The sequence below is a fragment of the Nonomuraea polychroma genome (assembly GCF_004011505.1).
Taxonomy (GTDB): Bacteria; Actinomycetota; Actinomycetes; order Streptosporangiales; family Streptosporangiaceae; genus Nonomuraea; species Nonomuraea polychroma.
In genome coordinates, this window is record NZ_SAUN01000001.1 from 4,230,980 (window position 1) to 4,254,550 (window position 23,571).

The window sequence follows — 23,571 nt, forward strand, 5'->3', positions numbered from 1 at the left end:
GCCCTGTTGGAAGGGTCTGCCTGTTATCGGCATGGACGTTGACAGGAGTCGGTGAATGCGGCGGCGGAAGTTCTTGAAGGTGGGGTTGGCGAGCGTGTCGGCGCTGGCCGTCGCGGGTGGCGGCGGATTCGGCTGGGCCTGGCTATCGTCTGCTACGGGCAACGTGGATGAGCTGGCGTTCGATCTGCCGTTACGGATCCCGCCGCTGCTGGAGGGCGGCTCGTTCGACCTGCGGCTCCAAGCGGGCGTCAGCGAACTGCGTCCGGGCACGAAGACCGGCACCTGGGGCGTCAACGGACCCCATCTGGGACCGACGCTGCGCATGCGGCGGGGTGAGACCGTCTCCCCACGGGTGCACAATGCCCTGCCCGAAGCCACCTCGGTGCATTGGCATGGCATGCGCCTGCCGGCCACCATGGACGGCGGCCCGCACCAGATGATCGCTCCAGGCTCGACCTGGAAACCGACGTGGAAGATCGACCAACCGGCGGCCACCCTCTGGTACCACCCGCACCTGCACGGCACCACGGCCCGGCACGTCTACCAGGGGCTGGCTGGGCTGTTTCTCATCGACGACGAGCACGCGGCGAAACTGCCCCACGAATATGGCGTGGACGACATCCCGCTCATCATCCAGGACGCGACTTTCGACGGCGACGGCTCGCTCACGTTGGATAACTTCGGCATGTCCGTGGTGCCGGGCATGGACCTCATGGGCTTTCTCGGTAAGGAGGTCCTGGTCAATGGCACTCTCGGACCGGCCTTCACGGTCACCACCACGCGGGTGCGGCTCAGGCTGCTCAACGCTTCGGTGGGCCGGGTGTACAACGTCGGGTTCGCGGATGACCGGGAGTTCGCGCTGGTCGCCACGGACAGCGGCCTGGTCGGCGAGCCGGTACGGCTGACAAGGGTGCTGCTGGCCTCCGGTGAACGGGCGGAGATCGTCGTCGATTTCCGCCCCGGCGAGCAGGTGGTGCTCCGCAGTTTCACCGCGGAGCTGGGAGGTGGCACCGCGTTCGACCGGTTCGCCGGTGGCGCCGACGCCTTCGATCTGATGAAGTTCACCGCCGACGGGCGGCTCGCCGAATCGGCGGCTGTGCCGGCCAGGCTCGCCGACGTCCAGGCCCCGGTCGTCCCGCCGAACGCCAAGACGCGGACTTTCCGGCTCGGCAGCACGTCCATCAACGACAAGAAGATGGATCTGGCCCGGATCGACGAAGTGGTCCCCGCCGGAGCCACCGAGATCTGGGAGCTCAACAATCCGAGCGCCTACCATTCCTTCCACATCCACGAGGCCAGCTTCCGGATTCTCGACGTCAACGGGAAGGCGCCCGCCGCCTATGAGGCAGGCCGCAAGGACACGGTGTACGTACCGCCGGAAGGGCACGTACGGTTGCTCGTGGAGTTCGGCCGCCACACCGACCCGGCGGCCCCGTACATGTTCCACTGCCACATGCTCGTGCATGAGGACAAGGGCATGATGGGCCAGTTCGTGATCGTCGAACCAGGTCAGGAATCCCAGGTGAACACCCGCCTGAACCTGAAGAATGGCCATGCGGCCCATTGAGATCCGCGACCTGCGCCCGGATGGAGATCTCCGACCCGGTCGGTCTGCCGCCACGCGCTGATCATGCGACGCGGCCAGGAACAGTAGTACTACAACACTGTAATTCTCGGCTGAATAGTCCCTGGTCTCGCATTCAACCAACTGGTGGCCATCCCGCCGTAGTCGTCGGGATTCGCGCAGGTGATCCAGCGGCCCATAGACGGCTGAACGTGAGTCGTTCATCTCACTGAGTGAGCGGAAACCCTTTCCCATCCACATGCATCGAATGGATCATGCTTCTTCTCTGCGTAGTCGCGAGTTGGGTCGCCCTCGGGGCGACGTACTACTTCCACCTCTGGCTGATAGACAACCTGTGGCCATGGTCGCTCGCCTATCCCGCGCTGTGGCTCCTGGCGGTCAGCCTGACAACGTTCTGGGTGCTACGTCTGCGACGGCGGGAAAGGCAGGGATGGGCCCTGGTGGCCGTGGCGTGTCAAATCGCCGTAGGGGTGGCCGTCGCCGGCGTGCTCCCCTGGGAACGGGTCTTCCGGCAGACCTGGTTCGAGATCCACCGGACCGCCTTCGCCGAGTTGGCGCGCACGGGCGACGACCTTCCGGAGGGATTCTCGGCCTTGCCGGGCCGCTACCGCAAGCTCACGCTCGGACGAGGCGCAGTGGAGAGGTCAGAAGACGTGCTGTTCCTCACGGTCGCGGAGATGAAGCCAGAGCGGATCGGCTTCACCCGGGTGCTGGGCAAGAGGGCGGGGGCCGACCCGTGCACCCGACTCAATGAGATCGACGACGTGCAGTACACATGCGCACCCCTTGATGACGGCTGGTGGTGGACGGGCGACAACTGGCCGATCGAGAGATGAGAAACGAGGTCTTCGCGATTGCTGGGCCAATGTTGTCACGTGATCACGGTGGTGATCGCGAGGGATGGCCATGCGTGACCGTTGACATGTCCATGGAAATGAGAAGCACCCATGATGTCCGCGCCAAAGCGTGGCCTGGCGGGGTCATTCAGTCGAGCAGACCGAGACGACGGGCCATGGCGGTGGCTTCGCCGCGATTGGATGCCTCGAGCTTGGCAAGGATGCGGGTGACGTGCACACTCACGGTCTTGGGGCTGATGAACAAGCCCGAGGCGATGCGGCGGTTGCTGGCGCCGTCCGCCATGTGCCGCAACACCTCCAGCTCCCGTTCGGTCAGTCCGAGTCGCCGGGCCTGTTCCTGATCGGCGCTTTTTCTGCCGGCCGGCTCGTGACAGTGATCGTGGAGCTTGACGTGGGCGCTGCGGGCCAGCTGCGCGATGTCGCGCAGCAGCGGCTGGGCGCCCAGCGCCGCCGCCTTCTGCGCCGCCATGCTCAGCAGTTCCTGGACGGCGGCGCGGTCGCTGTTCCAGGCCGCCGACTCCGCCGCACGCGTCCGCGCGTACGCGATCCGATAGGGGTCTCCGACCGCCTGCCACGCCTCGATCACCGGCGCCCACGGTATGGCGCCGAGCTCGGCTTCCACCTGCGCTGCGCAGGCCGCCCACAAAGGCGTGTCCGTGGGAAGGCTCCGCATGGTCTGCTGCAGTTCTTTGAGCAGGACGGGGTCTGTGGCCGTCGACAGTCGGGTGGACCGCACCAGAGCAGCGGCGAGGACGAGCGCCGGCCAGGCCACCGGGGCCATCCCCGGCTTCTGGAGCGGTGGTAGAGCGTTCCGGATGGCTCTGTGGGCATCCTCGAGACGGTTGTCGCGGTAGGCGATGGCGGCGGCGAGCCGGTGGATCGCCGGTGACCTGCTGCTGGTGCCTTCGCCGCCGTCGAGCAGCTCTGCGGCGGCGAGCCGCTCTCGGGCCGCTGCCATGTCCCCCCTGGCCAGGGCGAGCTCGCCATCCACCAACTGGAGGCCGACGGCGTACCTGCCCTCGGGATCATGTGCGAGCCCGTCCTGCATCACGTGCGCGGCCTCGTCCCATTGGCCGAGAGCGAACAGCGATGTGGCGAGGTGCTCGGACATAGCGGCCCCGAGCGAGCGCATCGTTCCGGCCGCATGGGCGAGGGGCAGCCCGGCGCGGGCCGCCTCAGCGGCCTCGTGGTAGCGGCCGGCACCGGCTAAGCACGCGGCGATGCTGACCTTGACCCGGACGGTTCGCGTGATGTCACCGCGGGCCTCGGCCGCCTTCCCCGCCTGCCGTAGTTCCGCCAAGCCCGCAGTGTGATCGCCAAGCCGGAAACGTATCGTGGCCACAGTGATGCGGGCATTGAGCCGGACCTCGTGCTCGTCGAGAGCCTCGGCGACGTCCACGGCCTCGATGCCTGCCCGCTGCCCCCGCTCCAGATCTTCGCGAACGAGCAGAATAGCGGCCAGTCGATCGAGGACGGCAGCGCGGATCACGCTCGGTTCGGCAGGCAACAGTGCGGCTGCCTCTTCGAGTGCCTCCTGCACGCCCTCGAGCCCCAGGTTCGCCAGCAGGATGGCGCGATGGGCGAGCAAGATGGCCCGCTGGCCCGGAGCGGGCGCCGGATCTGTCTCGGAAAGAGCGCGCGCGATCAGATCGAGTCCCTGCACTGACTCGCCTGCCCATAGGCACGCCATAAGAGCCTGGTGGAGGAGCTCCTGGCGGTCGTCATCCCCGCACAGCTCCAGCGCCCGCGTCAGCAGTTGTGCCTGCTCGGTGTGGCAGGAGACGCTGCCGGCGGCTTGGGCAGCCGACAGCAGCGCGGGCAGCGCGCGAGCGTGCGCGCCCGCGCCATGCCAGTGGTGGGCCATCTCCCCGGCGTGTCTTTCCGGGGCGACGAGCTCCGGCCGCGCCTCCAACGCCTGGGCGAAGCGCCGGTGCATCTGTGTGAGCCGTGCGGGCAACAGGTCCGCAAGAACGGCCTCACGAAGCAGCGCATGTGGGAAGCGGTAGCCGCCGGCGTGCGGCAGCAGCGCGCGGGCTTGGACCGCCTGGTGCAGCCCCTCCAGTAACTCCTCCTCCGGCAGCTCGGCGACCTCCGCGAGCAGGTCGTGCGAGACGGCTTGCCCGCCGACAGCCGCCAGTGCCACCAGGTTGCGGCAGGTGTCAGGCAGGTCCCGGGTGCGCTCCAGCAGGAGCTCCTTGAGGGATCCGGGCAGGTGCTCGGCTCCAGCCAGCTGCTCGGTGTACAGGGGGTTGCCGCCCGCGCGACGCAGCACGTTGTCCACCACGCCGGGAGCGGGTGGGGATCCGGTGAGGCTCTCGAGGAGTTCGGTGGTCTCGACTCTGGTCAGGCGGGGCAGCACCAACCGCCGCACGGCCGGCAGGCGTTCGAGCTCCGCGACGAAGGCCGGTAGAGGGTGCCACAGGGGCAGGTCGTCGCCGCGGTGGGCCAGCACGGCCATGACACGGGCGGTACGCAGCCGGCGCGCCAGGTAGCCCAGCAACTCGCGGGTGGAGTGGTCGGCCCAGCGCAGGTCGTCGACGAGCAGCAGGACCAGCTGTTCATGCCCTAGCCGCTCCAGACATGTGCCGAACACCTCGAACAGGCGTGATTTGCCGCCGACGTCCAGCGGCGAGCCCACGCCTGCCTCCGGCAGCAGGGCGAACACGGTCTCGGCACCGGGCGCGAGAGCCGCCACGGCCTCCCGACCGAGCTGCCCGATCAGATCGCGCAGCATCGCCGTCAACGGCGCGAGCGGCAGACCATGCGCGCCCAGCTCGATGCAGGCGCCACGCAGGACTCGCACGTCGGCCGGAGCGGCCTGCGTGGCAAGGTGCTCCATCAGCCGGGACTTGCCGATACCGGCCGGGCCCTCGAGCACGACGAACTGGGGGCGTCCTGAGCTCGCCAGTTCCAGCGCTTGGTGGAGAAGTGCGAGTTGCTGCCGGCGGCCGATCAGCTCCATAGCCGACCTTTATGCATGATGCGCCTTTCCTCCTGCAAGTTACGAAACGGGGATGGGAAGCAGGAATACGACTCGTCCTATGACCTGCCTACAGACTCGTGGAGGTCATCCGCGGCCGCGCTCCCGTTCGTGGTCGGTCGGCGGGGCGCCTCGCATGATCGTCTCGGCGGCGTAGCGCAGCCACGCGCCGCCGTCCGCCGCGGGGGAGGAGCGGGCCAGGGCGTCGAACAGCACGCCGTCGAGCTGCGCCACCAACATGCGCGCCGCGTTGCCTGCGTCCGGCACTCCTACGGCGCGCATGCCGTCGGCGGCCAAGCGGAGGAAGCGCTCGCTGGCGGTGTCGAGCTCCGTCCGCAGCAGGGTGCTGCCGGCGGCGTCGAGATACAGCTCCATCCTCGCCCGGGTCCGTGCCCTGGCCGGGCCCAGCCAGTGCTCGAGCAGGCCGACCAGGGTGGCCGTGACCTGTTCCCTGCTGCTCCACGCATCGGCCGGGAGCTGGACGAGCGAGGCCTCGTCCAGCTCCAGCATGCGCTTCAGCACCCCGTCGAGCAGCGCGAGCCGGGTGCGGAAGCAGCTGCTCGTGCTCCCCGGCGGCAATCCGGCCCGCGCGTCGACGGCGCGGTGGGTCAGACCTCGCATGCCCTGCTCGGCGATCACCTCGATGGCGGCGTCCGCGGCGCGTTGCCTACGCGTCCTCACTGGCATCGCTCCACGGTGACCGGCACCCCGTTGAGCACCGCCGTACCGCTGACCTGATCGAGGCGGGCCGGGTCGGTGAGGGCGTTGACGTTGGAACCACGCACCCGGCGGGCCACCGACAGCCGGACCCCTGGCAGGTCATGGCCGTATCCGTGAGGCAGGCTCACCGTGCCCGGCATGATGTCGTGGCCGGCGCTCGCCTCCACCGTCAGCACGCCCGCGGGTGAGCGCACGTTCACGAGGTCGCCCTCGCCCAGCCCGCGCGCCGCCATGTCGTCAGGGTTCATCAGCAGGTGGTGGCGCGCCCTTCCCTTCACCAGCCGGGCGGAGTTGTGCATCCACGAGTTGTTGCCCCGCAGCTGCCTGCGGCCGATCAGCAGCAGGGTGCCCGGCGCGGGCGGCTCCAGCAGTTCGGCGACCGCCTCCTCGGCCGCTGCGACCAGGGGCGGGGGCGCGGTTCGTACGCGCCTGCGCGGGGTCTGCAATCGCCCGGGCAGGCTGGGCCGCAGCTCGCCGAGGTCCGCTCCATGCGGGCGGCGGCGCAGCCGGGCCAGCGAGAGATGGTACGGGCCGGTGCGAAGGCCCAGGTCCACGATGCGCTTCGGCCGCATCCTCAGCATGAGGGCGGCACGCCATGGTCGAGACCGTACCAGCCGGCCGTACCTGCGCCCCAGCTCGCGGAAGATCTCCCAGTCGTGGCGGGCACCGGGCTGCCGGGGAAAGACGGCCGGCACGTATCGCGCGGTGTTGCGGACGGCGAGCATGTGGAAGATCAGATCGTAGTGGTCGCGTTCGAGCGGTTCCGTCGGCGGGAGGATCACGTGGGCGTGCCGCGTCGTCTCGTTGATGTAGAAGTCGACGGCGACCATGAAGTCCAGTCCGGCGAGCGACTCGTCCAGCGCGGGCCCGGCGGGCGTGGACAGCACCGGGTTTCCCGCCACCGTGAGCAGGCCGCGCACCTGTCCGGGCCCCGGCGTGCGGATCTCTTCCGCGAGCGCCGCCACGGGCAGTTCGCCGCCGAACTCGGGCAGCCCCCGTACCCGGCTGCGCCACCTGCCCTGGTGACCGGGATCGATCTGCCTGGCCCTGATCGGATCGACGGCGGGCTTGGTGAACATCGTGCCGCCGGGCCGGTCGAGGTTGCCCGTGACGATGTTGAGCAGCTGGATGCCCCACTGGCACAGCGTGCCGAACCGCTGCGTGGACACACCCATCCTGCCGTAGCAGGCGGCGGACGGCGCGGCGGCGAACTCCCGTGCCACCCGCCTCACCGTGCCGGGCTCGACGCCGGCGACGGCCTCGACCCGTTCGGGCGTGAAGGGCGCCAGGACGTCACGGACCTCGTCGAGCCCGTCCACGTACGCGGCCGGACGCGCCAGCCCCTCCTCCAGGATGACCCGCACCATGCCCAGGATCAGTGCCGCGTCGGTCCCCGGCCGGACGAAGTGGTGCTCGCCTCCCAGCTTGGCGGTCTCGGTCCTGCGCGGATCGAACACCACCATCGTGCCACCGCGCGCCAGCAGCGCCCGGATCCTGCGTCCCATCCCCGGCGCCGTCATCAGGCTGCCGTTGGAGACGGCCGGGTTCGCGCCGAAGACGAGAAAGTACGCGGTGCGATCGATGTCGGGAACCGGGAGCAACCACTGGTTGCCGTACAGCAGCCGGGACACAACCTGGTGCGGAAGCTGGTCGACCGAGCTTGCCGAGAACCGGTTACGCGTTCCGAGCAAGCTCGCGAACGCCGGGGCGTGCGTCATCGAGCCCAGGCTGTGCGTGACGGGGTTGCCCAGGTAGACCGCGACCGCGTCCGCGCCGTGCCGGCGCCGGATCCGCGCGAGCTCCCCTGCGACCAGATCGAACGCCTCCTCCCAGGAGATGTCCCGCCAGCCGTCCTTGGTGCGCCGAACGGGCGAGCGCAGCCTGTCGGGGTCTTCCCGGAGGTCGGCCAGGGCGAGCGCCTTGGGGCAGATGTGCCCGGCCGACAGGGGGTCGTCCTCGTCGCCTCGGATGTCGATGACCCGGTCGCCGGACGTGGTGACGCGCAGGCCGCACATCGCCTCGCACAGCGTGCACCTGCCGGGTCGGGTGATGCCCTCCGTCATGACTACAGTTGTAGCACCTGCGCGCTACAGGCGTAGCAATCGCACCTGGGGCCTGCGACTGCCGCTGGCCGCCAGGACCTTCGCCTCTCGGTCCTTGGGTTCAACAGGTTGGCCATTGGGGACGGAGGAGGAGTGGAGCTCTTCGTTGGTGAAGTGGCGCTGGTCGTCGCGCCTTCCTGCGCTCGATTAGTCCCGCGCAGGCGGCCTTGGCCCGATCGAGGCATTCCTGAGCGCAGCTTGGGGAAGTCGACGGTCGCTGGGCTTGCCGCCGCCGAAGCCCTGCGCCGCTACGGATTCACCGGTTCCATCTGGAGATGCCGGGGATCGGTACGTTCGGGCTGTACGCCTGGCACCGACCGATCGCGACGCGTACGCCATGCTGCCCACCGGACCCGGTGTCCTGAACGCCCGCGTGACCGACCGCTACCGCCAGGGCAGAGTGTTCCTGGCCGGTGACGCCGCCCACGTCCATTCGGCCATGGGTGCCCCCGGCTCAACCTGGGGTGCCGGCAAGAAACGCGTTATGAGCCCCAAACGAGCGGCTCGCCAGCCCGAAGCCTCTCCAAAGCCTGCTTTGATCTTGTGCGAAATCCGCGTTCGGAAACTATGTTTCACTACCTCTCGGCTCAGTCGTTTATGAGCCACTGATGTGGCCGCAGTGAGAGCGTCGCGCTGGCTGTCGGGGTTCTAGTCACGGGTGGTGCTCAAGCAGGGCATCGACACCTCCACGCCGTCCGGGCGCCTGCAGTTCCACATGTTCGGCGCCTTCGACGAGTTCCTGCGGGAGCTCATCGTCGAGAGCACCCTCGAAGGGCTCGCCTCGGCCCGAGCACGGGGCCGCGTCGGTGGACGCCCCTCTGCCCTGGACACTCACGGTGTGGAGATGGCTCGCGCGTTGTACGAGATGAAGGGCGAGGACAGCAAGCGCCGCTACACCGTTCAGCAGATTCGCGACCGGCTCGGCGTCAGCCGCGCCACGATCTACCGCCACCTCAATCCTGACAAGCCGGACAAGGCATAGGAGGAGCCTGGCGTCACCCCCGAAATCGGCCAGCTGGGTCGATGGCCCTTCAGCCGGGGTTATGGAGTCCCAGGAGCACGAAGAAATTGCCCACGAATATAGCGCTGGCCTGCCATAGTGCAGGAGCTTGACCGCCTGTGGCGGCTATCACATGGAACTGGAATCGACGTACGGACACAGACGAGTCGTGAGCACTGATCTCGAATTATGGTCCCGCGCAGCCGAAGGGAACAGCGAGGCTTTAGCGGCCTTGTTCGACAAGTACGCGCGCGATGTCTATAACCACTGCTTCCGCCGTACCGCAGACTGGTCGGCCGCCGAAGATCTCACCTCGGTGGTGTTCCTGGAGGCGTGGCGGCGGCGCGGCCATGTGCGAATCCGCCACGAAAGCGCGCTCCCCTGGCTGCTCGGCGTGGCCAACAACGTTTTGCGCAATCGGCACCGATCGCTGCGCCGCCACAAGACTGCACTGGAACAGCTCCCTCCCAAGGCATACGAGCGCGACCCGGCCGAGGACATCGCCCGGCGAATCGACGACGAGCACCGGATGCGCGAGATCCTAGAGCGGATGGACCGGCTGTCGTCGGCGGACCGCGAAGTACTCGCCCTTGCGTCTTGTCGGAGCTGACCTACGAGGAAGCGGCCGTCGCCCTGGGCATCCCGGTGGGCACGGTGCGGTGCGACTGTCCCGGGCTCGAAGCCGCCTGAAAGACCTCCTGGAAAAGGAACCCCAACCACGGCTCGGACACAGATGGAGTGAGCGCCTCTCAGCGCTCCGCAAGAAGGGAGAGGAGCTGTGACCAACCACAAGCTTCCGGAAGAACGCGACCTTCCTGCCGCCCGGCACTCACTCAGAAAGGCCCACCTGACGACCATGATCGAACAGAAAACCGCATCTGCACCGGTACGCCGACGCCGTCGCTGACTGGGCTTGGCCGTTCTGGGAACCGCTGTCACCGCCGCACTGGCGATCGGCGTCCCCGTGCTGCTGGGCCAGGGTGCCACCCCAGCGAACGCGGTGATCCGCGAACCGGACCGGTCCATCAAGATCTACATCAGGGACTACAAGCATCCTGAGGTGATCGAACGCCAGTTGCGCAACCTCGACGTGCAGGCGAACGTGACCTTCCTGCCGACCGGTAAGCAGTGCAAGGAGCCCCGGGGCACGTACCTGCCGGACAATCCGGCCTTGCTCACCACCGAACCGCCGGCTGAAGGTGAGGATGACTATTGGAGGCTGCATCCGGAGCAGATCAAGCCGGGGCAGACCCGCCCAACGCGCATCTCAAGCCCGAGTCTGATCCCCCTCGGGCTGGCCCGATGCCGGGAGAACTGGCTGGGCGAAGTCGAAGGACTCAAGGTCAGCCTCGCCGGAGCGGAACAGAAGCTCGCCCAGCTCAACGAACGCGCCCGTCGCGCCGCCACCGTGAACCTCGGCATCCCGACATTCCGCGACGTCGCTGGCCGCACCGTCAGCGCCAACCCGAACAAGATCATCAACTAGTTCAGAAAAGATGTACACGAGCGCCGCCTGCAGGCGCTGTGAACCTGGCCTGGAAGTTGGCTGCGGCCGTGCGCGGCCGGGCCCCGCCCGGCCTGCTGTCCGAGAAGGTCAACCGCCGCCGCATCGCCACCCCCTAGCTGGCGCCGACCAGTGGTGTGCGGGCTCATCGTGAGCCAGGCCGGGCCGCGTATCGGTGGACGCCCGCCTGCAGACGCAGCAGTTCTATGCCGTCGCCACCTTCGTGCTCAACGGCTCCCTGTTCGTCCTGGTCGGGCTCAAACTACAACCGGCGGTACGCGGCCTGACCAGCCTGGCCCTCGCCCAGGCCCTGACCGCCACCACCGTGGCCGTCGCGGACCTCGTCGCCGTGCGCTTCGCCTTCCTGTTCGCCGCGGCGTACACGATCCGGTTACTGGACCGCCGCCCGCAGCAGCGGCTGCTGCGCGTCAGCAACCGCGCCCGGCTGGTCAGCGGCGTGGCCGGGTTCCGCGGCGCGGTTTCACTGGCCGCCGCGCTCGCCGTCCCCAACGCGCTCACCTCCGGCAGCCGTTCCCCTACCGCGGCACCATCGTCTTCCTCGCTCTGGTGCTGCGGGGCCATCCTGCTGGCTGGCCATGGTCCGGTGGGCGTGTCTGCCCAGCGACACCGGTATCCAGGGACGAACGCCGTATGGCGGAGACCCTCGCCACCGAGGAAGCCCTCGCCGCCCGCCGAGCAGCGGCGTGAGTTCCGGCAGGACCGTCCCGTCGAGCCTGCTTGGCCGCCCGGCCGGTATCCAGGCATCCATGATCTAGGAAAACCCTGGCGAAACAAGGACCGCACCCTCTCAGGAGCCTTCCCACCACGGCTCCACGCCCTCCTGGGCGACGAACTCGTAGAAGTCCATATTGGCGATCTCCAGGTTGTTCGCGAGCGATCCGACCATGCGACATGGAAGAACGGCGGGTTGCCCTGGCGTGTCGTAAAGGTCGACAACGATCAGCGGTCGGCCGGGCTCCACAAAGGTCCTGTCGTCGGCGAGCGCGACCAGCGTGGTGTGCTCCTCAGGCGGCACCAGCGCCGGGACTTGGCCCGGCTGAAGGCCCTCAAAGGCCCGGTCGTCGACGACCAGCGCCGTCAACGGCCAGTGCTCCACGTTGATCTCATCCGGGTCCATGTCCGCGCCGAGCCAGCCGTCCTCGTCGGCCCCGCCCAGTTCCTCCAGCAGAGCCCGCCAGCCCTCCTCGTCGCCGAAGGAGGTGCGGACCAGCAGAGCCGCGTCGGTGGCGGGCAAGGCCGGGAACGACCTGTGCGGCGTGGTCGTCGGTGGGGGAAAGGCCGGTCTGCCGCCGTCCCCCAGGTACATACCGCATATGTCCATGTGGCGCACCAGGTCGTCGAACGCGAGGATGCGGTCCAGTAGGGCGGCCAGGATCTCGCCGAGCCGGGCCGGCGGGACCCGGACGCCTCGCCCGGGTGTTACCGCCAGGTCCACCAGCAGCGGCCCATCCCCGCCGTACACCACCGAAATGTCGGCCAAGACGACAACCGGCGGCACGGCGCCGCCGTCCGGAATGAGCGCCGGGACGTTACCGCCGTGCAGGTAGTCCCATTCCGGGTTCTCGACCGGGAGGAGTCGCACCCCGCTGTCGCCGAGGACGAGCACGTCACCTTCCTGGCGGCCTCCGATCTCTTCGAGCAGCCGACCCCACAGGGCTTTGCCGTCCTCGTAGCACGTGCAGACCAAGAGCACATCACCGGGCGCTGGTTGAGGCAGGCTGGGACGGGACATGACTCCTCCGTGGGGATGCGAAGATCAGGATATTACCGTGGAGTTCGCGCGTCTGGTCCATGCCGACTGGTGCACTCGTGGTCTCCTCTTTTCGCAGGTCAACGGGGATCAACAAGTCGCACATGACACGTTCGACCTCCTGGCGCGATAGGCCGCGGTCGCGCCGCCACAGCTGCCACAGGTAGATATCCGTCGCGGCGTGGTGCAGGTTCAGCGCACGCCCGCGGACGTGTGATGGTACCGGCGAAGGGGCGATGCTATTGGGGCCGCAAATGCCCAGGGCCTTGCCGGCCCGTGTGGGGTCCTCGACGGTGTCGAGGAGCGCCATGGCGTAGTCGGCGCGAGAGCCGCGTCGCGCCGCCCCGGGCGTTGGGGTCGAAGTCGATGTGCATCATGAGGCGTGTCCTCGCCTCTATGAGGATCTTCGCTGAACCGTCAGGTACCACCTGATGCGGAAGCTGGTCGACCGAGCTTGCCGAGAACCGGTTACGCGTTCCGAGCAAGCTCGCGACTGCTGGCGATGTCAGCGCTGTGCCGGGCCGTCCTCGTCCCAGCCCGGCACCTGGACCCAGCGGCGGAACGGGCCTGTCACAGCTCGGCGATCGGAAATCCTCAGACCGGTGTACGCGCAGCCGTAGCCGACGGCGTCCCCTGCGTAACAGGAGGAGTAGAGAAAGCGGAGCAAGACGTTCCCCCCGCCGGGCTCAAGGTAGCCGACCTCGATCGGGTGTATGTCCAAACCCCAGTCGTGGTCGAGCGTTCCGTCGCGGGCGACCATGCCCTGGGCACCGCTCTTGGGGTTCAGGTAAAGGCCGTAGGCCACCGTCCCGGCCGAGAGCCGGCCGAGCACGGTGTGGTTGGCCGGCAGAAAACCCCAGGGCTGAGATACGACGCAGCCGCCTTCGACGCCCGTGACTCCGACAAAGCGCAGGTCGCAGAAGTCATCGGGGTCAAGGTAATCGTCTTCCTCTTCGTCTTCGTCGGGCTCGCAGAAGGGGAACGGCGGGTCATCAAGGTCGAGCACCGGGCACCGCTCCGGGGAAGCGCCCAGCCGGCGGATCGTCTCGTCCTCGTCGATCCCGGCGACGAATGCGATCCCCAGCCCTTCGGCATCTACATCGCCCAGCATTCCGCGGAATCGGTCAGCCTCCGCCGCGGCGGCCCGTTCCTCGGCGGGGGGAGGCACGGCGCCGGGAAGGTGTTCGAAGTGTGAGGCGAGGGGAGACAACAGGGCCAGCCGCCCCGGAGACCAGTCGCCCGCGATCGGACGCCACGCGTCGGCTCCGGCTGCCAGCAGCGCAGCGGCGTTCTCCGCCCGCCGACCGCAGACCGCGGCCCACAAGGCCGTCTGCCCTTCGCCGTTGTCGGCATCGACGTCGCGGACCAGCGCCGCCAGCGTGGCGACGACCTCCGGTGAGCCTGAGCCGGCGGCCTCGCTCAGCGGCGTTCCGTAGCCGCTGGGGTGAAGAGGCCCGTTCGGGTCCGCGCCCGCCGCCAGCCGACCTCGGACCAGGTCCAGGTCGTTCCAGTCCGCCGAGGCCATGTACTGCCAGTCGGCGCGTGGCTCCCCCCGGTCTCGATCATCGGTTCGCATATATGTTTTCTCCCCCTATTCGGGTCCTCAGCTTGCGTGTCACGGGCTGGAGTCGGGAGCGGGTACCGCGGGAAAGGTGAGCACCTTTCCCGTCAGCGCGGAGCGCGCCGCATGTACCAGCTCGGTACGCCGAGCACCGTCCCCTCATCGATCACGGCGTAGCCGAACCGCCGGTAAAAGGCGACGTTCTGCTGCTTGTCGGTCTCCAGGTAGCCGGGCAGGCCGTCCTGGTCGAGCCGGTCACAGTGAGCCCGCATGATCAGCGTGCCAACCCCCTGTCCCTGCAGGTGCGCATCCACCGCCAGCGGGCCGAGGTGGACGTGCGGCTCGGCGAGATCACGCGCGGACCATTCCGTGACCCAGCGCAGCACGCGCATCGAGGTGGGCAGGCCGAGCAAGAGCAAGCCTGGCAGTTGCCGCAGCTTCTGGCCGGGACCCGCCTGGCAGGCGCCCGGCGGCGACACACCCATCACACCCAGGATCGTTTCGCCACGGACCGCGCAGATCGGCTGCTGGCGGGATGAGGTGGCGAAGAGCCCGCGCATGATCTGCGCATGGCAGCGCAGCCGCCTGCGGGGATCGGCGCCGTACGCGGCCACGTGCAGCGGGTTGTCCCGCATCCCGCGGGCCAGGACGCCCACCGCCGCGGGGAGCTCCCCCGGGCGGAGGTCACGAATGTCGATGTCGACTGCCATGGGGCTCCTTGAAGATCAGAGAACGAGGGTGCCGCACGCCCAGATGGCCGCTGAGGTGACGGCTTTGTCCGGTAACACGGTTGACGGCATATCTCGATCTTGATGGTCTCGGCTGAGGGCGGCGGGGGCTCGCTCACAAGCAGGCCCCTTGGGAGATGGAGGCCTGGCCGCCGACGGATCAGCGAGCGGCTGCCGCACCTTGGGCAGCGGCGGTGAGGCGGTTGCTGAAGCGGGCGAGCATGGCGGTCTGCATCGTTTCCGGGAACAGCCGGGCGAGCATCGGCGGTGTGCGCCAGTTGGCGGGATTGCGCTTGGCCAGCCGGGAGACCAGGTTGATGTGCGGATAGCGGGCCTTCTCGTAGGCGCGTAGCCGTTCCACGAGATCGCCGCCTTCGGCGAGCTCGCGGCCGAGGACCCAGGCGTCTTCGAGGGTCTGGTTGGCGCCTTGCCCGAGGGTGGGCGGCATGGTGTGGGCGGCGTCGCCGACCAGGGTGATGCGGCCCTCCCCCCACACTGGGCGGACCTTGTTCCAGTGGTGACCGAAGAACTCCAGGTCGTCATCGGAGGCGGCGGCGAGCACCTCGGGGACGGGGGAGACCCAGTGGCCGAAGCGGCGCCGCAGGTCGGCCAGCGGCGCGGCGGGGCGCGGGTCGGTGGGGGCCCAGCGCACGTCGAACCACCACTGCAGCAGGCCCTTCCCGGCGGGCATGAGGCCACAGGCACCCTCCCGTCCGCTGATCATGAGGTGGCGGGTGGTGTCGGTGATGTCGATGGCGATCGGGCTGAGGCCCTGCCAGGTGCCGAAGGTGGCGGGCTGGACGGTGCCCTCGCCCCACAGCGTACGGCGTACGACGGAGTGGTGGCCGTCGGCTCCGATGAGCAGGTCCGCGATGACGGTGGAGCCGTCGGCAAGGGTGGCGGTGACCCGCTCATCGTCCTGGGTGACGCCGCGGCAGGCGACGCCGTACTGGATCATGTCGGCGGGTAGCCCGTCAGCCAGGCGCTCCAGCAGGTGGCGGCGCGGGATGGCCTTGGTCGGGAAGCCGTATCGGTCGGCCGCGTGGGCGATGTTCATGGTGGTGCGGAGCCTGCCGCGGGAGCTCAGCGCGTCGATCCGGTCGATGCGCGCGCCGACGCCGTCGAGGCTGATGCCCAGGTCGTCCAGGATGGCGTTGCCGTTGCTCCAGATGAGCACGGCTTTGCCGCCGGTCCGCCGGGACGGCGCCTGCTCGAAGACCCGCACGCGGTGACCGGCGGCCAGCAGGACACGTGAGACGGCCAGGCCGCCCACCCCCGCACCGACGACGATGACGTCCATTTCTTCCCCGTTTCAAAGTATCTTCGCTTGAAGACGCATCACATTGGATTAGGTTGCCCAGGTGCGGGACCCTCGCCGCGGGCTCGACCGGCGAGACGCTCCGGCTGATCGACAGGCTGGAGAGGGCCGCCGGCGCCAAGCCGAGCCTCTCAACAGGGCGGGCGTGGCGGCATCCGGCATCTTCCCTATTCGGGTCCTTAGCCTTGGCGCCTTGGCGAGGCAGGAGCGAGCAGGAACCCGCCGCGCTAGAGTGCCACCCCATGCAACGTTTGTCCGGACTGTTCGTCGGTGCGATGATCGGAGCGGTGTTCATTCACCTCAGCGCCAACGACGTCCACAACTCGCTCTTGGCGATCGTCCTGCGCGTGCCAGCCATCGCGGTCCTCGCCGGTGTCGCTGTCATGTGGCTCCTCGGCGTCAAGGCCGTCCAGTCGGGCGACGTATTTCCCGTGGCGCCGGATGCGGGGAGTGGGCTCTTCGACCGCACGTACGCCCTCATCGTCGCCGCCGAGGCCGCGCTATTCCTGGCCGGTCTCGCCCTGCTCCGCGGGTGGGGCCCGGCCGAGCAGGCCACGGTGGCCTGGCTGACGTTCATGGCGGGCGTGCACTTCATCGTGCTCGCACCGCGCTGGCGGGCGCGCCTCCCCCTGATTCCCGGCGTGATCCTCGTCGTGCTCGGCGTTGCCGGATTCACGCTGGCCGCCACCATGGCCCCGGCATGGGCGCCCGTCATGATCGGCGCCCTGTCCGGAATGACCGTACTGGTGGGGAGCGCCGCCTGTTGCTGGCGCACGCTGACGTCGATTCGGCAGGCTGGCTCGTCCTCCAACTCCTGACGGAGGCAGGACCACCACATCGAAAACCCAAGCAGCCGGAGCGCGACGGCCTCCGAGCCGCATCGATCTTGGTCAGGCGGCACCTCGGCCCGCCGGCAGGCTTGTCACGCACTGTCGCCGGTGCCGCCCAGGGCACGCAACGCGTGTTTGATGAGCCTGTCCAGGTAGGCGTGGTCGGGCAGCGGGTAGTGAAGCACGTGCCGTCGGTAGACGGGGGACAACAGCACGTCCAGCGCCACTTCGAGGTCGGCGTCGCTGTCGAGTTGCCCGTTCTCTCGTGCCGCCGTCATGCGTTCGTTGAACTGGCTGACCCGGTGGTCGATCAGTCGCTCACGGAGCTGGCGCGCGAGATCGGCGTCGAGCTGGCTTTCGGCGAGCGCCCCGGTGAAGGCCGGGCCGAGATACGGGTCGCGGAAGACGTCGAGGATGCCGGTGAGCCAGGCGTGCAGATCGGCTGCGAGGTCGTCGGTGTGGGGAAACGTCTGGGGGATCGGCGCGGCGTCGTCGATCGCCTCCAGGACGATCGCTCCCTTTGACGGCCACCACCGGTAGATGGTCGCTTTGCTCACCCCGGCCCGGGCGGCGATGGCGTCCACAGTCACCGCCGCGTACCCGCGTTCCACACAGAGGTCCAGGACCGCCGAGAGCGTCGCCCTGCGACTACTGTCGCGGCGACGGTCCACGTTTGGGCGTGTCGTCGGTCGGGGCACGCTCACCACTCTAAACGAAACGTTTTGTTTTGACATCCCTCGCTTCGCCCCGGCAGGATCAGAAAACGAAACGAATCGTTTCGCAGTTGGATCGATGGAGGGCGAAACAGGTATGACCACGATGGACGTAGCCCGGTATCAGGCGGCGGAGAGGCTGCTCAGGCACAATCGCGCTGGGCTGGTGCGCGGTGGCGCCGTCAGCCCTCAGTGGATCGAGGGCGGCGCCCGCTTCTGGTACTCGGTGGACACCTGCGGGGGGAAGAGGTTCGTCGTCGTCGATCCCGCCGCGGGGTCGCGTGAGCCCGCCTTCGACCACGCCCGCCTCGCGGCTGCGCTGGCGGCGGCCAGCGGCCGGCAGGTGGATGCGGCGGCGCTCCCGTTCGCCGCCATCGACCTGCGGGAGAAGGCCGTCGTGTTCTCCGCGTTCGATTCCTTCTGGCAGTGCTCGCTGGACATCTACTTGTGCGAGGCGATCTCCCTGGACGCCGCCGGTGGCGCCGGTTTCCTGGAGGTGCCGTCCCCGGATGGCAGGTTCGTGGCGTTCCGGCGCGAACACGACCTGTGGGTACGCTCGCCGGGCAGCGGTCGCGAATGGCCTTTGACCACCGACGGGCGAGAGGACCATGGGTACGGCGTCACGCCCTTCGCACCGGCGGTCCTGCCGAACAAGCTGGGCCTGCCGACGCACCTGCCACCGGCCCTGGCCTGGTCGCCCGACTCGACCCGGGTGCTGACCCACCGAACCGACCAGCGCCAGGTGCGCCGTACTCACATGGTCGAGGCCCTGCCGGCCGACGGTGGCGTGCCCAGGCTGCTCACCCAGCGGTACGCCTACCCGGGTGACGCGCACATGTCACTGGGCGAGTTCGTGGTGATCGACGTCACCACCGGACACGCCGTTCAGGCGCTGGCGGAACCCGAGCCCATCCCTCTGCAGTCGCCGATCGCCTCCGGCTGGGCCTGGTGGGCCGAGGATGGCCAAGCCGTGTACTACCTGAGCCAATCCCGTGATGTGCGCACGATCCGGCTGAACCGGCTCGACCCCGCGACCGGGCATGTGCGCACGGTGTTGAGCGAAAGTGGCCCGACCCGCGTCGAGCCGAACCCGGCCGCCCTGCAGCCGCTCGTCAAGGTCCTGGCCGGAGGACGCCAGGTGCTGTGGTACTCCCAGCGCGACGGCTGGGGCCATCTCTATCTGTACGACGCGCACACCGGCCGGCCGCTCCGCCAGGTCACCGCAGGCGAGTGGGCGGTGCAGGAGATCCTGCACGTCGACGAGGCGGCGCGGGTGGTCTACTTCGCCGCCGCTGGCCTGGTCGAGCAGGACCCCTACCGCCGGTCGGTGTGCCGGGCCGGCCTCGACGGCACGGGTTTCGCCCGGATTACCGATGACGACCTGGACCACGTGGTCACGATGGCTCCCGGTAAGGACTTCCTCATCGACGTGGCCTCCACCGTGGACCGCCCTCCGGTCATCAGCGTGCGCGACCTGGACGGGCAGGTGCTGGTCGAGCTGGAGCGGGCCGATATCGAACCGCTCCTTGCGACGGGCTGGACTCCTCCCGAGCGCTTCCGCGCCACGGCGGCCGACGGGGTTACCAACGTCTACGGGGTGCTGTACCGGCCGCACGACTTCGACCCCGGCCGCAGCTACCCGGTCATAGACCACCTCTATCCAGGCCCGCAGAGCACGCGCGTCTCCCCTGCCTTCGACCCCGGCATGCTCGGCCGCGAAGCCGAGGTGCTGGCGGCGCTCGGCTTCGTCGTCGTTGCCGTCGACGGGCGCGGCACGCCCGGCCGCGACAAGGCCTTCCACGACGCCTCCTACGGCAACTACGCCTCCGCCGGCGGCATCGCCGACCACGTCGCCGCCCTGCGGCAACTCGCCGCGACCCGCCCCTGGATGGACCTCGGACGAGTCGGGGCCACCGGCCACTCCGGCGGCGGATTTGCCACCGTCCGCGCCATGCTCGCCTGCCCCGAGGTTTACCGGGTCGGGGTCGCCGAGTCGGGCAACCACGACAACCGCCTCTTCCATCTGCAGTTCGCCGAGGCGTACGACGGTCTGGACCCCGCGGCCTGGGCCCGATCGTCGAACGTGGATCTGGCTGACAGGCTCGAAGGAAAACTGCTGCTCATCCACGGAGGGGTGGACGACGTCGTGCACGTCCACCACTCCATGCGGTTGGCCGAGCGGCTCATCACCGCCGACAAGGACGTCGAGCTCCTCGTCGTTCCCGGCGCCGAGCACTTCTTCGTCGGCTACGAGCATCACGTCTACCGGCGCAAGTGGGACTTCCTCGTCCGCAACCTCATGGGGATCGAACCGCCGGAGCACCGCCTCACCCCGGCCGTTCTCAGCATGGACCTGATCATCAGCCTGTTCAGCTGACCGGCCGGGCGAGCTCGGCGACGCCGTGGCCGGGACCAGACCAGCCCGCCTGGGCAGCTCTCATGATCAAGAAGCGGCGCAAGACCCTCGTAGTCTGCCGCGCCTGCCATGAGGCCATCCACCACGGGCAACCCGCCGCGAACGCGGCATAGATCGCTGGAGAGCCACGTGTTGGGAAACCAGCCCGCGTGGTTCGGAGGGAGGCCGCGCCGGAAAAGGACTGAACACCAGGCACCTCGCCGCTCGGCCCACCCTGTTCAATCGTGTTTTCGAGCGGGACAGGCTTCCAGGTATGACTTGCGAGCGAGTCAATTAATCTTTATATATAGATCGCATGAGTCGAAGATCTTTGCAGGAACCGACGTTCCTGATCCTTACAGCGCTCGCCGCTGGGCCCCAGCACGGCTACGGCATCATCACGGACGTTGTGCAGATCTCGGGTGAACGGGTACGACTGCAAGCCGGCACGCTGTACGCCGCGCTCGACCGCCTCCAGGGCGAGGGGCTGGTCGCGACCGACCGCGAGGAGGTCGTCGACGGCCGCGCGCGGCGTTACTACCGTCTCACCTCAGAGGGCGAAGCCCGGCTGGCCACAGAAGCGGAGCACCTGCGTCGCAACGCCGACACCGCCACCTCTCGCCTGCGCACCAGACTCCGCCCGGCGTTCAGCATCAAACCGGCGGCGTCTCGGGAAGCGGGCCTCGCCATGGTCTTCAGGAGCGCCACGTGAACTTGGAGGATCGTTACCGGCGGTTACTGGCGTGGTATCCGAAGGAGCACCGAGCGTCGCACGAAGAGGAAATGGTCGCGGTGCTCCTCGCGGCAGCCACGCCCGGCCGAGACCGGCCGAGTGCCCGCGAGACCTTCGACCTGCTGCGAGGAGCCTTCGCCATCCGGTTGCACCGTGCCGTGGGGCCCGTCTCCCGCCGGCACTGGCATGCCGCCTTCAACCTTGCGGCGCTTCTCGCACCGATCTGGCTGCTCATCCTCGACCTCGGTCGGGCCACCGCCTACGCCGGGCATGCGCTGCGATCCGCGAACAACGGCCCGGAAATGGCGTTGAAGACGCTCGCCATCGCGCTGCCTTACGGGGTCATCGCCTTCCTGGCATGGCGGAACTCGCGAAAGGTCGCGGCCGCCGTGGCATGGGGCTGGACCGTGCTGTACGCCGGGCTCGTCGCCAGCCCGCCCGATCTTGGCCTTTCTCCCATCCACGTGGTGTGGAACGGAAGCACGGGATTCGCAAGCGTCGTGCGGTTCGTTCTGCCCGCCTGCCTGGCCGCCGTGATGCTGACGTTCACTCCGTCATCCGGTCCCGCTCCGTTGGGAACCCGGCGGTTGGTCGGATGGACCGCCGTCTTACTCGCCAGCGTCGTGGCGCTTCAGATTCCCTTGCCAGCGGCAAGTTACCTCCCGCTTCTCGTGCTCGCGGTGGCGGCGGTAGTGGCAGTGTGCTCCCCCGTGGGGCGGCGGGCGGTGTTCATTGTGTTGCCGCTCATGGGCGTCACCCTCGGCTGGCTGCGCTGGGTGGAGGAGCCGGCGAACCTTCCGGTGGTGGCTGCGCTCTCGATGGCGGTGTTGACAGTCACGGCGTGGCTGGCCAGAACCGGCACCACCGCCTCTAGTCCGGCAAACGTCTAACGACAGGTACGTGAGGGTTGCGGGATGGACCTGAAACATCCAGACTCTGTCCTCGGCCTCCGACCCCTTCACTGCACGCCCGAGATTCAGATGGCCAGATCGACGGCCTGAAGTCCGGCGCTGGTCGAAGGGGTCGGGCTGGCGGCGCAGGTCACCGGTGACGTAGGCGCTGCCCGGACGCACTTTCCGGAGCAACGGTCTCGGGCACGTGGTAACAGGCGATCGGAACCCCGAGCCGGTCATCCCCGGGGGGTGGACGTCATGTCGGTGGATCGCGAGTCACGAGCCCTGTTGCAGCGGAGTGTGGGCGGCCGGCTCGGCGGGCTCCGGGCGGCTCGAACGGTTCGCCGCGCGTGCGGTGATGGCGCCGATCGCACAGATGATCGCGAATCCGAACAGTACGTACCGTGCCGAGTCGAGCATCGACGGGTCGCCGAGGTTGACCAGGACTCCGGCCACGGCCGTGCCGAACGCGATCGACAGGCTCGTCACGGTGGCGATCGCCGCGGCGGCCCTGCGTCCTTCCCCCGGATCCTGGGTGCTGGACATGGCGGCCACGGACAGGTGTGGGTAGGCCAGGCCGATGCCGGAACCCGCGATGAACAACACCGGTACCCAGATGAGTACCAGCCAGGTCGGCGTGTCCTCGCGCTGCAGCAGTCCCTGGAGGAGGAAGCCGGACGCCAGGAGCAGCGGGCCGATGATGCGCAAACGGCGTACCGCGCGCTCCCTGGTGGCCGATGAGCTGCCGAGCTGGGTCAATGACCAGCCGAGCGAGATGGCCGCCCCGAACAGGCCGGCCGCGAGCGGGGGCAGCCCACCCAGCTGCTGGCCGAACAGCGGGACGAACGACTCGACCGCGACGCCGAAGGCCAGTAGCCCGAGCGTCAGATAGATCCACTTCAGTGGTGAGCCGGCCTGGTAGGTAGTGCGCGGGAAGACCCGCAGCTCGCTGCGCCGCTCGTAGGCGACGAAGGCGGCCACCAGCAGCAGTGCCACCACGATGCCGCCCGCCATCGCCATGGTGCCGGGCAATATCCCCGCCAGGCTGACAGCCGCGGTGGCCGCCGTGACCAGCAGCAGCGACACGGCCGGGACCGGAGCCCGCGCGTCGCTGCGTTCGCCGCGCGGCAGCACCCGGGGCACCACCGCGCAGCACGCCGCCGCGATCACCGCCATCGCCACGAACGCCAGGCGCCACGAGCCGAACTGGGCGAACAGGCCGCCGAGCGCCGGACCGACGAAGTTGCCGACACCGTACATCGCTGACATCAGGGCGTTGCCGCGGGTCCACAGTCGGCGCGGCAGGGCCGAGCGGATGACGGCGAACCCCAGCCCGGACAGCACCCCCGCCCCAAATCCCTGGACGCCGCGGCCGGCCAGCAGTACCGGCATCGCCGGGCTCGCCGCACAGGCCAGCGAGCCCACCAGGAACACGGCGAAGCCGAGGCGGTAGGCGCCGACGTTCCCCCACCGGGCCAGGAGCCGACTGACCAGCATCGTCGCGATCACCATGGCGACGAGGTAGATCGTCATGTTCCACGCGTAGAAGCCGGCGCCGCCGATGTCGGCCACCGCGGTCGGCAGCAGGCTCGAGGCCAGATAGATATTGACCGCACCGACGAGCACGCCGCCCGCCAGCACGATCGCAGCTCCGAGATGTTCGGGGCCTAGCAGTTCCCGCCAGGCAGGCGGGGCGGGGGTTGAATCGGGAATCACGCGGTCATCTCCCTCAGTTCGTCGGGGGCCGAGGTGGGCTTTTCGGGGTTCGGACTCGCTGGCCCCGGCCATGGAGACGTTCCGTGCATCGATCCGTCCGCGGCGCGGCCGCCGGCCGCGGGTCTCGATGGCAGGCTCCGCGCCGGGCTGCTCGTTGTCACCAGC

General features: G+C 68.8%; 20 protein-coding genes and 1 pseudogene. 12 read left to right on the forward strand and 9 right to left on the reverse strand.

Going from position 1 to position 23,571, the window contains the following annotated elements; all coding sequences use genetic code 11:
- Window positions 1-55: 55 nt before the first annotated feature.
- Window positions 56-1,567: a multicopper oxidase family protein gene (locus tag EDD27_RS19320; RefSeq protein WP_127933655.1), complete on the forward strand. Its 1,512-nt coding sequence runs from the start codon at window positions 56-58 to the stop codon at window positions 1,565-1,567.
- Between the two features lie 272 nt (window positions 1,568-1,839).
- Complete coding sequence (locus EDD27_RS19325) at window positions 1,840-2,421, forward strand: hypothetical protein (RefSeq protein ID WP_127933656.1); 582 nt, start codon at window positions 1,840-1,842, stop codon at window positions 2,419-2,421.
- Window positions 2,422-2,569: 148 nt separating this feature from the next.
- Here EDD27_RS19325 and EDD27_RS19330 read toward each other — a convergent pair whose 3' ends face one another.
- The 3 genes from EDD27_RS19330 to EDD27_RS19340 form a co-directional block, all read right to left on the reverse strand.
- The gene (locus tag EDD27_RS19330; protein WP_127933657.1) at window positions 2,570-5,404 is read right to left on the reverse strand and encodes a helix-turn-helix transcriptional regulator; all 2,835 of its coding nucleotides are present in this window, start codon (window positions 5,402-5,404) and stop codon (window positions 2,570-2,572) included.
- Window positions 5,405-5,509: 105 nt separating this feature from the next.
- Window positions 5,510-6,109 carry a TetR/AcrR family transcriptional regulator gene (locus EDD27_RS19335; RefSeq protein ID WP_127933658.1) on the reverse strand — a complete coding sequence of 200 codons (600 nt, stop codon included), beginning with the start codon at window positions 6,107-6,109 and terminating at the stop codon, window positions 5,510-5,512.
- Window positions 6,100-8,205, reverse strand: a complete 2,106-nt coding sequence (locus tag EDD27_RS19340) for a molybdopterin-dependent oxidoreductase (RefSeq protein WP_127933659.1) — start codon at window positions 8,203-8,205, stop codon at window positions 6,100-6,102. Before EDD27_RS19340 ends, EDD27_RS19335 begins: the two co-directional genes overlap by 10 nt.
- A 376-nt stretch (window positions 8,206-8,581) precedes the next feature.
- Here EDD27_RS19340 and EDD27_RS56670 point away from each other — a divergent pair, with 376 nt between their 5' ends.
- The 5 genes and pseudogenes from EDD27_RS56670 to EDD27_RS58760 all read left to right on the forward strand — a co-directional run.
- Window positions 8,582-8,845: an FAD-dependent monooxygenase gene (locus EDD27_RS56670; protein ID WP_127933660.1), complete on the forward strand. Its 264-nt coding sequence runs from the start codon at window positions 8,582-8,584 to the stop codon at window positions 8,843-8,845.
- A 60-nt stretch (window positions 8,846-8,905) separates the two neighbouring features.
- Window positions 8,906-9,226 (forward strand): recombinase family protein, encoded by a 321-nt coding sequence (locus tag EDD27_RS57815; protein WP_277750731.1) that lies wholly within the window; start codon window positions 8,906-8,908, stop codon window positions 9,224-9,226.
- A gap of 187 nt (window positions 9,227-9,413) precedes the next feature.
- Window positions 9,414-9,854 carry an RNA polymerase sigma factor gene (locus EDD27_RS19355; protein ID WP_164903692.1) on the forward strand — a complete coding sequence of 147 codons (441 nt, stop codon included), beginning with the start codon at window positions 9,414-9,416 and terminating at the stop codon, window positions 9,852-9,854.
- A gap of 303 nt (window positions 9,855-10,157) precedes the next feature.
- Entirely contained in the window at window positions 10,158-10,730 is a 573-nt protein-coding gene (locus EDD27_RS19360) for a hypothetical protein (protein ID WP_127933662.1), read from the forward strand.
- Between the two features lie 241 nt (window positions 10,731-10,971).
- Window positions 10,972-11,202 (forward strand): annotated as a pseudogene (locus tag EDD27_RS58760) (hypothetical protein); the annotation flags it as partial.
- Between the two features lie 354 nt (window positions 11,203-11,556).
- Here the strand turns inward: EDD27_RS58760 and EDD27_RS56690 are convergent.
- The 4 genes from EDD27_RS56690 to EDD27_RS19385 form a co-directional block, all read right to left on the reverse strand.
- Window positions 11,557-12,501, reverse strand: coding sequence for a DUF6924 domain-containing protein (locus EDD27_RS56690; RefSeq protein WP_127933663.1), 945 nt, complete (start codon window positions 12,499-12,501; stop codon window positions 11,557-11,559).
- Between the two features lie 523 nt (window positions 12,502-13,024).
- Entirely contained in the window at window positions 13,025-14,095 is a 1,071-nt protein-coding gene (locus EDD27_RS19375; RefSeq protein ID WP_206641515.1) for an ankyrin repeat domain-containing protein, read from the reverse strand.
- A 92-nt stretch (window positions 14,096-14,187) separates the two neighbouring features.
- On the reverse strand, window positions 14,188-14,790 hold the full coding sequence (locus EDD27_RS19380; RefSeq protein ID WP_127933664.1) for a GNAT family N-acetyltransferase: 603 nt from the start codon (window positions 14,788-14,790) through the stop codon (window positions 14,188-14,190).
- A gap of 178 nt (window positions 14,791-14,968) precedes the next feature.
- A complete protein-coding gene (locus tag EDD27_RS19385; RefSeq protein ID WP_127933665.1) occupies window positions 14,969-16,108 on the reverse strand; it encodes an FAD-dependent oxidoreductase in 1,140 nt (379 codons plus the stop codon).
- 260 nt (window positions 16,109-16,368) lie between these two features.
- Here EDD27_RS19385 and EDD27_RS19390 point away from each other — a divergent pair, with 260 nt between their 5' ends.
- Window positions 16,369-16,944: a hypothetical protein gene (locus tag EDD27_RS19390; RefSeq protein WP_127933666.1), complete on the forward strand. Its 576-nt coding sequence runs from the start codon at window positions 16,369-16,371 to the stop codon at window positions 16,942-16,944.
- Between the two features lie 104 nt (window positions 16,945-17,048).
- Here EDD27_RS19390 and EDD27_RS19395 read toward each other — a convergent pair whose 3' ends face one another.
- Window positions 17,049-17,690, reverse strand: a complete 642-nt coding sequence (locus EDD27_RS19395) for a TetR/AcrR family transcriptional regulator (protein ID WP_127933667.1) — start codon at window positions 17,688-17,690, stop codon at window positions 17,049-17,051.
- 76 nt (window positions 17,691-17,766) lie between these two features.
- On the opposite strand from EDD27_RS19395, the gene EDD27_RS19400 reads away from it, so the two are divergent.
- The 4 genes from EDD27_RS19400 to EDD27_RS19415 all read left to right on the forward strand — a co-directional run bounded on the left by EDD27_RS19400 (window position 17,767) and on the right by EDD27_RS19415 (window position 21,687).
- Window positions 17,767-20,046 carry a S9 family peptidase gene (locus EDD27_RS19400; protein WP_127933668.1) on the forward strand — a complete coding sequence of 760 codons (2,280 nt, stop codon included), beginning with the start codon at window positions 17,767-17,769 and terminating at the stop codon, window positions 20,044-20,046.
- Window positions 19,944-20,198: an HNH endonuclease gene (locus EDD27_RS58765; protein WP_127933669.1), complete on the forward strand. Its 255-nt coding sequence runs from the start codon at window positions 19,944-19,946 to the stop codon at window positions 20,196-20,198. The genes EDD27_RS19400 and EDD27_RS58765 overlap by 103 nt, the downstream gene beginning before the upstream one ends.
- A 182-nt stretch (window positions 20,199-20,380) precedes the next feature.
- The gene (locus EDD27_RS19410) at window positions 20,381-20,776 is read left to right on the forward strand and encodes a PadR family transcriptional regulator (RefSeq protein WP_127933670.1); all 396 of its coding nucleotides are present in this window, start codon (window positions 20,381-20,383) and stop codon (window positions 20,774-20,776) included.
- A 2-nt stretch (window positions 20,777-20,778) separates the two neighbouring features.
- The gene (locus tag EDD27_RS19415) at window positions 20,779-21,687 is read left to right on the forward strand and encodes a hypothetical protein (protein ID WP_127933671.1); all 909 of its coding nucleotides are present in this window, start codon (window positions 20,779-20,781) and stop codon (window positions 21,685-21,687) included.
- A 279-nt stretch (window positions 21,688-21,966) separates the two neighbouring features.
- Here EDD27_RS19415 and EDD27_RS19420 read toward each other — a convergent pair whose 3' ends face one another.
- Window positions 21,967-23,406 carry an MFS transporter gene (locus EDD27_RS19420; RefSeq protein WP_127933672.1) on the reverse strand — a complete coding sequence of 480 codons (1,440 nt, stop codon included), beginning with the start codon at window positions 23,404-23,406 and terminating at the stop codon, window positions 21,967-21,969.
- Window positions 23,407-23,571: the final 165 nt, after the last annotated feature.